Source organism: Funiculus sociatus GB2-C1 (assembly GCF_039962115.1).
Lineage (GTDB): Bacteria > Cyanobacteriota > Cyanobacteriia > Cyanobacteriales > FACHB-T130 > Funiculus > Funiculus sociatus.
Genome location: NZ_JAMPKJ010000001.1, coordinates 261,887 through 275,279 on the forward strand (window position 1 = coordinate 261,887; position 13,393 = coordinate 275,279).

Consider the following 13,393-nt stretch of genomic DNA (forward strand, 5'->3'; position numbering starts at 1 on the left):
GGTGGATAACTGTAGTAGCAAGTAGGTTTGATTGAGGTAACGAAACCCAACGCTAATATTAGGTTTGTTGGGTTTCGCTATCGCACGGGTCTAACCTACAATCCTCAAGAAAAATCGCTAAATTTGTGCTGAATATACTGGATAAATGGTTCAATGCTCAACTCTTTGCCAGTGACGCGCTCAACCAGTTCAGCGGCTGTATATTTGCTACCGTGCTGGTAGATATTTTCTTTGAGCCAATTGTGCAAAGTATGGCAATTTCCTTGCTCAATTTGGGTGGGAATTTCTGGATTAGCTTTGAGTGCGGCTGCAAAAAATTGGGCGCTCATAATGTTGCCAAGGGTGTATCCTTGGAACATTCCCCCGATCGTGCCAGTATACCAGTGGACATCCTGCATTACGCCTTCGCTGTCGTTTTTCGGAACAACACCGAGGTCGGATTTGTAACGCTGGTTCCAAGCTTCGGGAAGGTCGCGCACTGCGAGTTTACCTTCTAAGAGTTCCAGTTCTAAATCGAAGCGAATCATAACGTGCAAGTTATACGTTACTTCGTCCGAATCGGTGCGGATAAGCGATCGCGCAACTTTATTAATCGCCCGGTAAAATGTCTCTAGGGAAACATCACCCAGTTGATGGGGGAAAACCTCTTGCAGTTGCGGATAGAAGAACTTCCAGAAGTTGCGGCTGCGTCCTACCTGATTTTCCCACAGTCGAGATTGACTCTCATGCACACCGGATGAGGTTCCTCCAGCTAGGGGTGTCCCTTCATACTTGGGGTTGATACCTTGCTCGTATAATGCGTGTCCCATCTCGTGGATGGTGCTAAAAAGTCCCTCATTCAGATCGTTTTCTCTGATCCGGGTAGTAATTCGCACATCTCCAATCGAGAAATTCGTCATAAATGGGTGCAGCGTCTTATCTTGTCGCCCTCGATTAAAGTCAAAGCCTAGCTGTTCGATTAACTTGAGGCTAAAATCTAGCTGTTCTGCTTCCGAGAAACTCTGGCGTAAGCAAGTATCATCAGCTACAGGTTGGGAAAGAATCTCCTCGACAATAGGAACCAGTTTGTCGCGCAATTGGGAAAAAAGCGATCGCACACTCGTTGCTTTCATCCCGTAATCAGCACCATCAATCAGCGGATCAGCGATATGGTCGTAGCCAGGGAAAAAGTTAGCATATTCCTGACATATTTCCAGCGTCTTTTCTAGATAAGGCTGCACGGCGGCAAAGTTATTTTCGCTACGAGCGATCGCCCAAGCGTTATAAGACGCGGTTCGATGCAGAGACATTTTTGCCATAAAATCAGCTGGCACTCGCACTGCGCGATCGTAGTTGCGCCTAGTGATGCGAATCAGGCTGGCTTCATCAGAATCATAGGGCAAACTCTCCTCGTAAGAGAGCAAATCTGATAACAGTTGCCCTATAGTTGCATCGCTAAACTTAGTATGGGCAATCTGTTGCAGAGTAGCCATTTGACGACCCCTTGCAGCTGCGCCACCAGGAGGCATATAAGTAGCTTGATCCCAGTAAAGTAACGAAGCAGCTGAGTAAATGTCGTCAACTTCGGTGAGGAGAGTTTTTAGTTCTTGAAGTTTAGGGTGAGTCTTTTGGAGAGTTTGCATGATTAGCTGAGGTATGCTTGTTTTGTATAATGTGACGCAGAAGAGCCAAGCTCAGACCAGCACCCCGTCTCGATTGTTGCTATCCTGTAGACTGCTATTTTGACACATTTTCCTGAGTTAGACAGCACTATTATTGCTGCAACAGTATTTAATAAATTATTTTTTAGTATTAAAGGTTTAATTTTCTAACTTTTATAAATTATGATAAATTTAATTAAGCTATCTTTATGAAAAACGAATAACCTATCTAATTTTTTATAGCAACAAGTTTTAGAGAGCCTGGATTTTCTTATAGCTGACACTAGACAATAACTAACCATCCACAAACGTAGTGTAGCTAGAGAATGTAGGTTGTTTCTTTTTTTGCTTTGCGTTTTAATTTTTAATTATACTAGGCATCTTTTAGCCAACCTAGGAAGAAAAACAAAAAATTCTATTTCTTGCGGCTTAATATCCCTAAGCCCTGTATTATCACTTAATGTCCCCAATCAAAAGCTGAAATCGCTTATTTTTACGCAGACAATCTAAATCTGGATCGGTTTTAGCCGCAGGTAGATATTTAGCACGATTTAATTGAATTGCTTGCTGCAAATAATCGACAGCTAATGTGACTTTTCCCTGCAAAGCGTAACAGTAGCCTTTGTTGTAAATCCCGTTAGCATGATTGGGATTAACTTCTAAAGATTTCTCGATACTTGTCATCGCATCTTTATACTTACCCAATTTTGTCAGGGCATAACCGCGATTATCCCAAGCTTCATAATTATTTGGGTCGCATTGTACAGATTTGTCGTAACAGGCGATCGCTTCCTTTATTCGCCCCAATCTCCGCAGCACTAAACCACGATTGTTCCAGGTGTGAGTCTCGTTTGGATCTATTTCTAGGGCTTTATCGTAGCAGGCGATCGCTTCTTGCTGGCGACCTAACTTAGACGCTACCGTACCTTTGTTAGTCCAAGCACTTGTATGGTTTGGCTTGATTTCTATGGCTTTGTCATAAGCCGCGATCGCATCTTCATCGCCGCCCGAAACCATAAAACAGCAGCCCAAATTATACCATACTTCCGGGTCATCAGGATTAATTTTTAACGCTCTTTTATAACTAGAGATTGCCCGTTGATGTTTGCCTAAATTAACCAGCGCATTGCCGCGATTGCTGTGAGCTTTGTAATAATTAGGATTGATTTTTGTAGCTCTGTCATAGCAAGCGATCGCTTCTGGATTCCGCCCCAACATGGCTAGAGCATTACCTTTATTTGCCCAAGCTTCGTAATTGTCTGGTTGAATCTCCAGTAATTTGTCATAGTTAGCGATCGCTTTCTCATGCTGCCCCCATTCATCCAGTGCAATACCTCTGTTTAGCCATATACGAATATCATTTGGATTAAACTCAAGCGCCCTGTCAAAGCTATCAATCGATTCTTGATAACGTTTTAAATGTCCCAGTGCCAGCGCCCGACAAGCCCAGGCATCTGCATGGTAAGATACTAGCTGAATTACTTGGTTAAAATAAGTAAGCGCAACTTCAAAGTTTTTTGACTCTAAATAAGCCAAACCTTGACTAAAAAGATTTTTAGCTTCTTCTATGTAGTTTGTCATTTGGCGGCACCTACGCACACAACGCTTTTATCTCAAATTCTATCGTTTGCTTCTAAAAAAAGAGCAGCGCAGTATAGCGTTTCTCAGTTGGGGGGAATATCTCACGGTTCTGACGTTCAGTCCACATCTGTAGGGACATGGCATTGCCATGTCCCTACAGATGTATGGCACCCAACCCTTGAATTGGTATCCTAGGGTTGACATCGAAAGCCCCTCTTCTAAAAAGAGAGAACTTCCCTTTTCTAATGTTTTTCGTTCCCAGCCTGCGACTGGGAATGCCTACTATCAGGATCTACCTGATATTATTTTATGGGAGGCAGAGCCTCCCATAATGGGTTTCTAGTCAGAGACTAGAAACGAGAAAGCAAAATTTAAACATACAAATTTGCTACATATTCCCCATAACCGTTGTAAGGGAGAGTCGGTCGTTTTTCCCATGTCAGCTTTGGCCCTTTACTGACAAATTTTTCGGTTGCTTGCGACCAGCGGGGATGAGGTTTTGTGGGATTTACATTCGCCTCAAAATCATATTCATGCGAGTCTAGTGTGTTCCAAAATGTGGCGGGTTGAGTGTCAAGAAATTCGATTTTGGCGATAGATTTTGCGCCTTTAAAACCATATTTCCAAGGCAACACGGCTCTTAGCGGCGCACCGTGCTGTTTTGGCAGGATATGATCGTAAACGCCTACTGCAAAAAACGCTAATTCATTCGCCATTTCATCAAGGCGCAAACCTTCAGTATAAGGCCAAGGTAATTTACCTAAGTGGAAGCTAGGGCCAGTGGTAATATTTTTGTCGTAATATGAGGTAAAACGAACGAATTTGGCTTGGCTGGTTGGTTCGACGGCGGCGATAAGCTCACGCATCCCAAATCCAATCCACGGAATCACCATTGACCACGCTTCCACGCAGCGAAAGCGGTAAATGCGCTCCTCTAGAGGAAATGTTTTCTTGATATCGTCTAAGTCGTAGGTGCGGGGGTTTTTCACCAAACCGCTGACTTCAACTTTCCAGTCATCGGTTGGTAATGCCTGCGCTGCGGGCCAAATCGATTTTGTGCCGCCAAATTCATAAAAGTTGTTATATTGTCCAGCTAGAGATTGGTCAGTGACAGGACGATCAACTGCTGAAAAAGCGGGATTTACATTTGCCTTTAATTTTGCTGTATTTAATGTTTTTTCTAGTGCCATGTTTTCAGAAGAATCATCGCAGCCGAGAATTGGCAGGATAGTAGCTCCCACGCTGGCACCTATCAGCGATTTGAGAAAGCGACGCCGATTAAAAAATGCGGCTTCTGATGTTACTTCTCGTTCTGGAATTTCCCAGGATTCGGGTATGCGAATTATTGCCATTTGAAAGGTAAAAGTTAGTAGTGAGGATTAAAGTTAAGAGTTAGGAGCTCAAGAATAAAGAACTCCTAACTCTTAAATCCTAACGCTTTAATCAGCACTCTTGACTTCTCATGCCAGCAGACAAGGGCTGGTTAAAAAGAGGTATATCCTTACGCAATTGTGCAACGCGAAGCTCGACTGAGTTAAATAATAGATTTTGAATAGGGATTTAAGCCAGATATAGATCCATCTGTGGCAGGGTCAAGCCTGGGAGACTCAACCGTGCCACAGATGGAAATAATAAATAAAACAAGGGTTTAATCGCTTTCGGCGAGTATGAGAGCTTCAAACGGCTTTGAGGCCCGAATGTTGTCAAAATCTGAATCGTGTTTTGCCAGATGGCGGTATTTTTCTGGAGATAGACTTATGGCTTGTTCTAAGGAAGCGATCGCTATCTCAATTTGGCTAACCTTGGCGCTGTAACAAGCTTTGTTATACCAGGCAGTGGGATAATCCGGTTTAAGTTCTAAAGCGCGATCGCAACAGGCGATCGCTTCGACGTAGCGCCCTAATTTCCCTAGAGCAACGCTTTTATTAAACCAAGCTTTGTAGTAGTCGGGTTTAATTTCGATAGTTCTCTCGAAGCTGGAAATTGCCTTTTCATAGTTGCCCCAGTCACTCAGGGCAATGCCCCGGTTGTGCCAAGCATTGGCGGAATCCGGCTTAAACTCAATCGCTCTATCAAAGCTGTTGAGCGCTTCGAGGTATTTTCCTAAGCTGGATAGGGCATTGCCTCGGTTGTACCATGCCCAGTAAGCATCTGGTCGCAGTTGCAGGGTACGGTCGAAGCTCTTCACTGCTTTTTCATACTGACCCCAGTCAACCAGTGTAATGCCGCGATTGTGCCAAGCGGCGGAAGCGTCCGGATTGAACTCAATGGCTCGGTCAAAGCTGTTTAGCGCATCGTAGTAGCGGCCTAATTTTCCTAGGGCAATTCCCCGGTTGAACCAAACCCAGGAGGCATCTGGCTGAATTGCCAGAGCGTTTTCAAAAGAAGCGATCGCTTCTTCGTGGCGACCTAAGTTTCCTAGAGCAAAGCCCCGCTGGGACAAGGCATCGGTATAATCGGGCTTACACTTCAGGGCGTTGTCTAAACTAGAGATTGCTGCCTCAAATTTTTCTGCCTGGAGCTGGCGCAATCCCTGCTGGAAAAAGAATTCTGCTTCGAGTTGTATAGTTTGTGTCATAGAATCTGGCATCTTTCTTTAGGATGATCTCATATTTATGATTCCCAAAACAATAACCTGACTCAACATTCCGGAAAAAAATTTTGGATTGGGGGTTGGGGGCTGGGGACTAAGGACTAGGGACTAGGGACTAGGCGCTGGGGACTAGGCGCTGAGTAAAATTCTTCCCAATCCCCAATCCCCAATTCCCAATCCCCAATTCCCAATCCCCAATCCAATATCGGTCAGACATGGGATGATTTCATCTAAAAGAGGGATAGAGAACGGATATGACTCAAACAACAGGTTCAACCTACCGGATTGAAAAAGATTCAATGGGAGAGCGGCAGATTCCTGAAACTGCTTACTATGGCATTCAGACACTGCGGGCGATGGAAAATTTTCCGATAAGTGGGCTGAAGCCTTTGCCTACCTACGTCGATGCTTGCGTGTTGATTAAGAAAGCAACTGCGATCGCTAACGGGGAACTTGGCTGCATTCCCGCCGAGATCAGTCAGGCAATTGTCCAAGCAGCTGATGAAGTCCTGGCTGGGAAGTTCCGCGATCAGTTTGTTGTGGATGTCTATCAGGCGGGTGCAGGAACGTCGCACCATATGAATGTCAATGAAGTGCTAAGCAATCGGGCGCTAGAACTGCTGGGCGATGAGAAAGGCAATTACCAGCGCGTCAGCCCCAACGACCACGTAAACTATGGTCAGTCTACTAACGATGTGATTCCTACAGCGATTAGAATTGGGGCGTTGGTGGCTTTGGAAAAAACGCTTTTCCCTGCATTGTCGGATGCGATCGCTGCTTTAGACAACAAAGCTGAGGAATTTCAGGATATCGTCAAATCTGGCAGAACTCACCTACAAGACGCGGTTCCAGTGCGACTCGGCGAGAGCTTCCGCGCTTGGGCGCAAATTCTCTCAGACCACTTGATCCGCATAGAGCGAGCATCTGAAGATTTGATGATACTCGGTTTGGGTGGCTCGGCGGCGGGAACTGGACTAAATACCCATCCTCAGTATTGCGATCGCGTTGCCCAATTATTGTCAAGATTAATCGACCAACCCTTGCGCCCCGCCCCGCATCTGATGGCGGCAATGCAGAGTATGGCACCTTTTGTCAACGTTTCCGGTGCGATGCGGAACCTAGCGCAGGATTGCGTCAAGATATCCCACGACTTACGACTGATGGATTCGGGGCCAAAAACTGGTTTAAAAGAAATTCAGTTACCGCCAGTGCAACCGGGATCTTCGATTATGCCAGGGAAGTATAACCCGGTGATGGCAGAGATGACGACGATGGTGTGTTTTCAGGTGATGGGATATGACAATGCGATCGCGCTTGCTGCCTCTGCCGGACAATTAGAGTTAAATGTGATGATGCCGCTGATTGCTTATAACCTAATTCACAGTATCGAAATTTTGGGAAATACTCTAGCAGCACTCACTACACGATGCTTAGAGGGAATTACCGCCAATCGCGATCGCTGTCTCGCCTACGCAGAAGGAAGTCTCGCCCTCGTCACCGCCCTCAATCCTCACATCGGCTATCTTAATGCCGCTGCGGTTGCCAAAGAATCCCTCGAAACTGGCAAATCTCTAAGACAAATTGTACTAGAACGAGGTTTGATGAGTTCTGAAGAACTAGCCAAAGTTTTAGACTTAGAGGAAATGAGCGCCATGCCAGAAGCCAAGATTAATTAGTTTTTAGTCATTAGTCAGTAGTCCTTAGTGCTGCCATAATAACTAATGACTAATGACTATCTAACCAGGAGTATTTTTAATGCACAGTCAATCAGGTGCAACACAATTAACCTTTCATTATATCGACGGTAACACAGAATCATTCACTATCTATGAACCTGCTGAGGCTATAGAAACTCAGCAGGAAATGCGGCAAGAAGTCCGCCGTCTTTTAGATAAATCATGGTGGATTCTTCATCTAGCTGAAGAAACAGTTTTTATCAACACAGCCAATATTATCAAAGTTGAAGTAAAGCCTTCTATGCCTCACCTCCACGGAGAAGATGTTTTCTCCAATGCCGAAAGAGTGACTGCTTTAACTCGTGGCAACCGAAAATAGTTTTGAGTTTTGATTTTTGAGTTATTGATTCAAAATTTAAAATTCAGAAATTGAGTAGGCTGGGCCTTTGGAACGAAACCCAGCACTACACATTCTTTTAAGTTATACAGGCTAACTCAATCCAAAATTGAAAATGAGAAAATCTTCTGTTAGTTTAATTCGGGCGAATTCCTACGAACAGCAATTATTGCGGGAATCTCTGCAAAGCTTACTGGCACCATTAGGAGGGATAGAAGCGTTTGTAAAGGCAGGCGATCGCGTCCTACTTAAGCCTAATCTACTCACAGGTGGTCGTGTAGGCAATGAGTGCGTCACTCGTCCAGAAATCGTTCACTGCGTTACCAAACTGGTGCAAGAAGCTGGCGGTAAACCTTTCTTTGGGGATAGTCCCGCTTTTGGTAGTGCGATGGGTGTGGCAAAGGCTAATGGTTATCTTCCCCTGATGGAAGAATTAAATCTGCCAATTGTAGAATTTCACGGCAAGCGTTACGAAACAGCCAACAAAGAATTCAATCATCTGCTATTGTGCAAAGAAGCATTCGATGCAGATGTAGTAATTAACTTGCCCAAAGTAAAATCTCATTGTCAACTAACAATGACAATGGGTGTAAAAAATCTCTTTGGTTGCGTACCCGGAAAAATGAAAGCGTGGTGGCACATGGAGGCGGGGAAAGATAGCGATCGCTTTGGGGAAATGTTGGTAGAAACCGCCAGAGCAATTAATCCCAATTTAACCATTTTAGATGGAATTATCGGTCACGAAGGAAACGGGCCTTCTGGTGGCGAACCCCGTCCTCTAGGCATTCTAGCGGCTTCTAGTGATGTATTTGCTCTAGATCGTGCCATTGTCGAAATGCTCAATGTAAATCCCCTTCAGGTTCCCACAGTCGCGGCTTCGATGAGATTAGGTCTTTGCTCAAATCTAGAGGCGATTGACTTTGTGCAACTGCACCCAGAAGATTTAAAGGTGCTGGATTGGAAACTGCCTACTAAGATGATGCCTATCGACTTCGCCATGCCGCGCGTGATTAAATCTACTTTCAGGCATCTCTACATCCGGTTTATCAAAGAACCGATGAACGCTTATGCTGGTAGATAAGTCAAGTTGAGGCGTATTCTGTAAAAGTTGTTACAGTAGGATACAAAATTACCAGGATAATCAATATTACCCTCCGATTGCTTAGGAAGACCGCCCTTACTCATGCTAGAGGCGGTTTTTTTCTGTTTAGAGATCGAAATAACGTCGGAACCGAGGATCTAAATTGTCTGTTTTGCGCTGGTTGCAGGTAAGACAGAGGGTGTGTAGATTGCTGATATCGTTAGAACCGCCCCGCGCCAAGGGTATGATGTGATCGATGGTCAGATTGGTTTCTAGCGTAGTTTTGCCGCAGCTTTGACATTGATAGCGATCGCGTTCAAACACATACTTCCTCACTTGTGGGGGGATGCGAATTCTGGGCGTTTTAGTCATAAAATACTTCTGTAAACACGATCCCCGGCTGAAATGACTGAAACTACAGGCGCTGATGCTATTGATGTAGCGATCGCTAAAGGAATTGACTTTGACGGTTCCCCGATTCCCACAGCCAAACTTGAATTATATCAAAAAGTGATGGGTTTGGAAGCTGGTCGTCAGCGCAGCGGCGTATCTAATACCATGCGTTCCAGAATTGTTCGCATTGGTGCTAAGCATATTTCCCAAGATGAACTCAATCAAATGCTTTTAGATGCCGACTTTGCACCGCTGAAAGACAAAGAAGTTGCCTTTTACTACGGCGGAAAATAGCCTTAGTAATAATAATTCTCCCCCTAGATGAATGAAAGTTTAGGGGATTTTTTTTATAAAATTTTATTCTAATTTTCTTGGTTAATCATTTTACGAAGCTCGTCAAGCGGCGATTCTGGTTGGCTGATTTCTGGTGTTTCTTCAGCGTCAGGTTCATCAGGACAAAACTCTACACTAACTTGGAGTTTGAGTCTAAGTCTTCCTTTTTTCCAGCCTTTAGCACCTATTCTGAGTATTTCACAATTTATACCTTTGTCAAGCAATATATTTTGAGGATGAAGGTTATTAATCTTATTTATCGATACTCCCTTAGATGATAATGAATAACTTAGTGCCTGTGCTACTGAGCTGTTATGGGAGGCTTCATTCACTGCTTTCCTGACTTTACCGACTTTGAATAGTTCAGGAAATGAAAAAACATCATCCTCGTTGAAATCCCTCAAGTCTATCCAGTTTTCCATGCTAATCTCCAACTATTTATTTTTATAGTAATCGCTGAATAGAGCTTGCGGCTATATCAGCAAAGTTCGCCTACACGAACTAATAGATTTGAAACCCGCGCAGGCGGGTTTCGTCTGTGTAGCCGCGATTTCCAATCGCCAAGGCTATAAACTATGCTTCTGAATGAACAACCCCATTAGCAATCGCACTAACATGGGAATCCTCTAAATCAGAAACAATTGGAATAACATCAACTTGACCAACTACAGGTAACTGATGATCGTACAAACCCATCGCCTGCAAACAACTATTAATCCCAGTCACGGCTGAATTATAATCTGCTACTTTTTGCTCAATTGCACTTTGCAAACGGCGATTATTAGCAATCTTTTCCTCAGCTTCTTGTTCTAAAGTTCGCTCTAAATAAGCACGAGCCTGAGTATATTGCTGCAAAATTTCACTACGTTGCTGGGTTGCCATTCGATCCAAATGGGTATTAAGTGCTTGATTGACAGTTGCAGGAAAATCGCGACTGATTGTAGCTTTAACTTTTGGCTCAAAGTCTAACTTCAATAGCTGACGAATTGCTGGTTCTGCTTCCACCATACTTTCACAACCGTAACTTTGAGAAGTTTGCAATAATGTCTGACGAAATTGATAAATTGAAAACGTGCCTTCATCGTAAAATCGCGCACTTTCCCGTACATAGCGATTACACTCGTCACTCGCCGCAGCTTTGAGAACGTTCGATACCTGTGTCTCTAAAGCTTTCAATTGTTGCTCAATTCCGCCATCATTACCTAATAAACGATAGAGTTGACGGTAATATTCAGACTTGCGGATTCGTTCAGTGAGGCGTTTAAACAAACTGGTAACTACTTGTTCAGAAGACTCTACCAAGATATCTTCAAGTTGATTAGCAAGGTAATAAAGTGCCTCGACTAAAACAGCAATCAAAGGTGCAGTAGAATTGCGGCGATGACTCCCGATGGCGCGACGATAAGCATCTGCAACCGAGAAAGTATCTAGCAACTCATCTAAACGACGAACCATCCGAGATTGCAACTGGCGAAAATCTGCCTCGAAAGCATCGCATTTGCCTGTGACAATCTGCTTTAGTTCTTCTGTGATATGTTCGAGAAATTCTTCGCCAACTTGCTGTAGTTCCTGATTTAGCCGTTGTAATTCTTGCGCTTTCATCGCCTCAATTTCGCGAGGCTGACTATCTAATCCTTGCAGCGTGGACTGATAATATTTCTTTAAGCTGATGCAAACGTCTTCGAGATCGTCAGCCAAACTTTTAAACAGTTGAGGACGTTTCTCTTTGGTAAGATACTCTGTAATAGCAGCACGAAATTCTTCAATACCACTATCTTGAATTAGCTGCTGAATTACGGGTGTTCCTTGTTCAGCGAGAATACGCACATAATTTTCATTTGGCGTTTCGTAGCTATTAACAGAAATCCGAAATTTGTTAGAGGGTAGTTTACCTGAATTAGCGCAGTAGTTGTTAAAGGATGTAACAAACTGTGGCGTTTCTTCTCGTCCGTCCAAGCCTTTGACACTCTCAGCAAAGACAGAATCTAAACCAAAGCGATCACGTCCGCTTGTCTGTTTAATCTGACTGCCGTAAAATCCTAGTAAACCGCTAGTTTTGTAAACTCTGCTAGTATCCCGAAACTGAGCGCTAATCAGCTCGTCTAAACGTTGCCTTAACTGGCTATTGTACCAAGTTTCATCAATGCGGTTGAAGGCAAAAAATACGCGATCGCGTATCCCTGAATTTGAGCGCATTTTCTCCAGCAGTTCCGTTTCTTCCTTAGTCATGTCCCCAGCAGACGCGGGTTTGAGAACGCACACCACCGCTGAAGTATCCGGGTGTTCAATCTTAGCGTAGGTAAGTTGTGCGTCTTTCTCCACTGGCGCATCAATTCCCGGCGTATCAATAATCACATTGCCATCCTGCAACAGAGGATGATAACAGTAATACTCAATCCGCTTCAAAACCGCGCTATTGCTGCCACGACGAGCATAACCAGCAGCTTCCTTGAGATTAGAAAAGTTAAACTGCTCCATTGAATATGTAGCATTATTAACAGTGTTGATGCGCTCGCGATTAGCGACAAATCCCTCCAGCAACAACATCAACGCATTCGCCTGTTTTGCCCGTTCAGACTTATCTTTACCACCCTCCTGCCTAATAATTCCCTGACATTGCTGATACAGTTGGTTAATAAAATCAGGTTGATTAATATTAGCAGCAGGAGGTAATTCCAACCCTTGTAACAAAGCGCCCGCCTGTTCTCGAATCTCCGCCTCCGAGAGAAACGTCAGCACCACTCGTTCTTTATCTGGTTCGGCGTACTCAATTTTACATTCCGTACCTGTAGCGTGTCCCTCTGCACTGTAAAGCAATTCTCGTTCCAGCAGGGCATTAATTAGCATGGATTTACCCGCACTAAAAGCACCCGCAAACACAATTTCAAACTTCGGAGAAATAGCTTTACCGAGAGATGTCTGCACAGGTGTAACATCTTGCGATCGCAGCGACGGCTCCTGATGCAACAATTGTAGTATCTTCTCAACCTGTTCCTTCAGATTTTGACATTGAGGCGGCAAATCTGTCACGGTTTCATCCTGGGGATATAAATTAACACTATTCTAAAAATATTATCTAGTGGTAGGTATAGTAATATTACTGAGTAAAAAACCATCTAAGAATTGATACCAGTGTATCTACTTAATTGAATTATGAAAGTATTTGCTATCCGACTAAAACCAAATCAAGACCTAAAAAGAAGTTTAAAAGAATTTACTGTCCAGCAAGATATAAAAGCTGGGTTTATTTTAACTGCAATTGGTAGCCTTAAACAAGCAACGATTCGCTTTGCCAATCAAAATGATAGTACAGTTTTAAATGATAAATTTGAAATCCTTGCCCTGAATGGCACCCTAGCAACTACTGGCATTCATCTGCATATTGCCATCTCCGATAAACAAGGAAAAACCATCGGCGGACATCTTGATAACGGTTGCATTATTTACACAACCGCTGAAATAGTTATAGGCGAAAGTGAAAATTTTACCTTCTTAAGAACACTTGACGAGCAGACAGGCTATCAAGAACTAGAAATCCTCCCAAATACCTCCAAATCTTCTTGAAATTTCTCGGCGTTCTCTGCACCTTTGCGGTTCAATAAATTTTTAACCTAAAAGACACAAACTAAAGCCTAGTTAAGAATAATTGTTTGTTGGGTTGAACCACATTAAAACCTAACAAACGCTTATATTGAGTTG

The 13,393-nt window shown here is 43.7% G+C and carries 12 protein-coding genes; 5 read left to right on the forward strand and 7 right to left on the reverse strand.

Going from position 1 to position 13,393, the window contains the following annotated elements; translation table 11 throughout:
• Positions 1–104: 104 nt before the first annotated feature.
• From NDI42_RS01255 to NDI42_RS01270, 4 genes are all read right to left on the reverse strand, one after another.
• Complete coding sequence (locus NDI42_RS01255) at positions 105–1,622, reverse strand: carboxypeptidase M32 (RefSeq protein ID WP_190454348.1); 1,518 nt, start codon at positions 1,620–1,622, stop codon at positions 105–107.
• A 471-nt stretch (positions 1,623–2,093) separates the two neighbouring features.
• Positions 2,094–3,221, reverse strand: a complete 1,128-nt coding sequence (locus tag NDI42_RS01260; protein WP_190454351.1) for a tetratricopeptide repeat protein — start codon at positions 3,219–3,221, stop codon at positions 2,094–2,096.
• 371 nt (positions 3,222–3,592) lie between these two features.
• On the reverse strand, positions 3,593–4,573 hold the full coding sequence (gene msrP / locus NDI42_RS01265) for a protein-methionine-sulfoxide reductase catalytic subunit MsrP (protein ID WP_190454354.1): 981 nt from the start codon (positions 4,571–4,573) through the stop codon (positions 3,593–3,595).
• A 296-nt stretch (positions 4,574–4,869) separates the two neighbouring features.
• On the reverse strand, positions 4,870–5,811 hold the full coding sequence (locus NDI42_RS01270) for a tetratricopeptide repeat protein (protein WP_190454357.1): 942 nt from the start codon (positions 5,809–5,811) through the stop codon (positions 4,870–4,872).
• Positions 5,812–6,068: 257 nt separating this feature from the next.
• Here NDI42_RS01270 and NDI42_RS01275 point away from each other — a divergent pair, with 257 nt between their 5' ends.
• The 3 genes from NDI42_RS01275 (at position 6,069) to NDI42_RS01285 (ending at position 8,968) form a co-directional block, all read left to right on the forward strand.
• The gene (locus NDI42_RS01275; RefSeq protein WP_190443679.1) at positions 6,069–7,490 is read left to right on the forward strand and encodes an aspartate ammonia-lyase; all 1,422 of its coding nucleotides are present in this window, start codon (positions 6,069–6,071) and stop codon (positions 7,488–7,490) included.
• A gap of 79 nt (positions 7,491–7,569) precedes the next feature.
• Positions 7,570–7,869, forward strand: coding sequence for a hypothetical protein (locus tag NDI42_RS01280; RefSeq protein WP_190448141.1), 300 nt, complete (start codon positions 7,570–7,572; stop codon positions 7,867–7,869).
• 133 nt (positions 7,870–8,002) lie between these two features.
• The gene (locus NDI42_RS01285; protein ID WP_190454360.1) at positions 8,003–8,968 is read left to right on the forward strand and encodes an Npun_F2552 family protein; all 966 of its coding nucleotides are present in this window, start codon (positions 8,003–8,005) and stop codon (positions 8,966–8,968) included.
• A 126-nt stretch (positions 8,969–9,094) separates the two neighbouring features.
• Here NDI42_RS01285 and NDI42_RS01290 read toward each other — a convergent pair whose 3' ends face one another.
• Positions 9,095–9,340 (reverse strand): HNH endonuclease, encoded by a 246-nt coding sequence (locus NDI42_RS01290; RefSeq protein ID WP_190454363.1) that lies wholly within the window; start codon positions 9,338–9,340, stop codon positions 9,095–9,097.
• A gap of 33 nt (positions 9,341–9,373) precedes the next feature.
• On the opposite strand from NDI42_RS01290, the gene NDI42_RS01295 reads away from it, so the two are divergent.
• Positions 9,374–9,655, forward strand: coding sequence for a small RNA NsiR4-regulated ssr1528 family protein (locus tag NDI42_RS01295; RefSeq protein ID WP_190454366.1), 282 nt, complete (start codon positions 9,374–9,376; stop codon positions 9,653–9,655).
• 68 nt (positions 9,656–9,723) lie between these two features.
• Here the strand turns inward: NDI42_RS01295 and NDI42_RS01300 are convergent, their stop codons facing one another.
• Together NDI42_RS01300 and NDI42_RS01305 are read right to left on the reverse strand one after the other, a co-directional pair.
• Positions 9,724–10,116: a KGK domain-containing protein gene (locus NDI42_RS01300; protein WP_190454372.1), complete on the reverse strand. Its 393-nt coding sequence runs from the start codon at positions 10,114–10,116 to the stop codon at positions 9,724–9,726.
• A gap of 151 nt (positions 10,117–10,267) precedes the next feature.
• A complete protein-coding gene (locus NDI42_RS01305) occupies positions 10,268–12,724 on the reverse strand; it encodes a dynamin family protein (protein ID WP_190454375.1) in 2,457 nt (818 codons plus the stop codon).
• Positions 12,725–12,847: 123 nt separating this feature from the next.
• On the opposite strand from NDI42_RS01305, the gene NDI42_RS01310 reads away from it, so the two are divergent.
• Positions 12,848–13,258: a PPC domain-containing DNA-binding protein gene (locus NDI42_RS01310; RefSeq protein WP_190454380.1), complete on the forward strand. Its 411-nt coding sequence runs from the start codon at positions 12,848–12,850 to the stop codon at positions 13,256–13,258.
• Positions 13,259–13,393 lie beyond the last annotated feature (135 nt).

Excerpts from the sequence above, each read along its gene's own strand:
- NDI42_RS01260 (WP_190454351.1), bottom strand. The coding sequence starts at position 3,221 with ATGACAAACTACATAGAAGAAGCTAAAAATCTTTTTAGTCAAGGTTTG.
- msrP (WP_190454354.1), bottom strand. The coding sequence starts at position 4,573 with ATGGCAATAATTCGCATACCCGAATCCTGGGAAATTCCAGAACGAGAA.
- NDI42_RS01285 (WP_190454360.1), top strand. The coding sequence starts at position 8,003 with ATGAGAAAATCTTCTGTTAGTTTAATTCGGGCGAATTCCTACGAACAG.
- NDI42_RS01300 (WP_190454372.1), bottom strand. The coding sequence starts at position 10,116 with ATGGAAAACTGGATAGACTTGAGGGATTTCAACGAGGATGATGTTTTT.
- NDI42_RS01280 (WP_190448141.1), top strand. The coding sequence starts at position 7,570 with ATGCACAGTCAATCAGGTGCAACACAATTAACCTTTCATTATATCGAC.
- NDI42_RS01255 (WP_190454348.1), bottom strand. The coding sequence starts at position 1,622 with ATGCAAACTCTCCAAAAGACTCACCCTAAACTTCAAGAACTAAAAACT.
- NDI42_RS01310 (WP_190454380.1), top strand. The coding sequence starts at position 12,848 with ATGAAAGTATTTGCTATCCGACTAAAACCAAATCAAGACCTAAAAAGA.
- NDI42_RS01270 (WP_190454357.1), bottom strand. The coding sequence starts at position 5,811 with ATGCCAGATTCTATGACACAAACTATACAACTCGAAGCAGAATTCTTT.
- NDI42_RS01290 (WP_190454363.1), bottom strand. The coding sequence starts at position 9,340 with ATGACTAAAACGCCCAGAATTCGCATCCCCCCACAAGTGAGGAAGTAT.
- NDI42_RS01295 (WP_190454366.1), top strand. The coding sequence starts at position 9,374 with ATGACTGAAACTACAGGCGCTGATGCTATTGATGTAGCGATCGCTAAA.
- NDI42_RS01275 (WP_190443679.1), top strand. The coding sequence starts at position 6,069 with ATGACTCAAACAACAGGTTCAACCTACCGGATTGAAAAAGATTCAATG.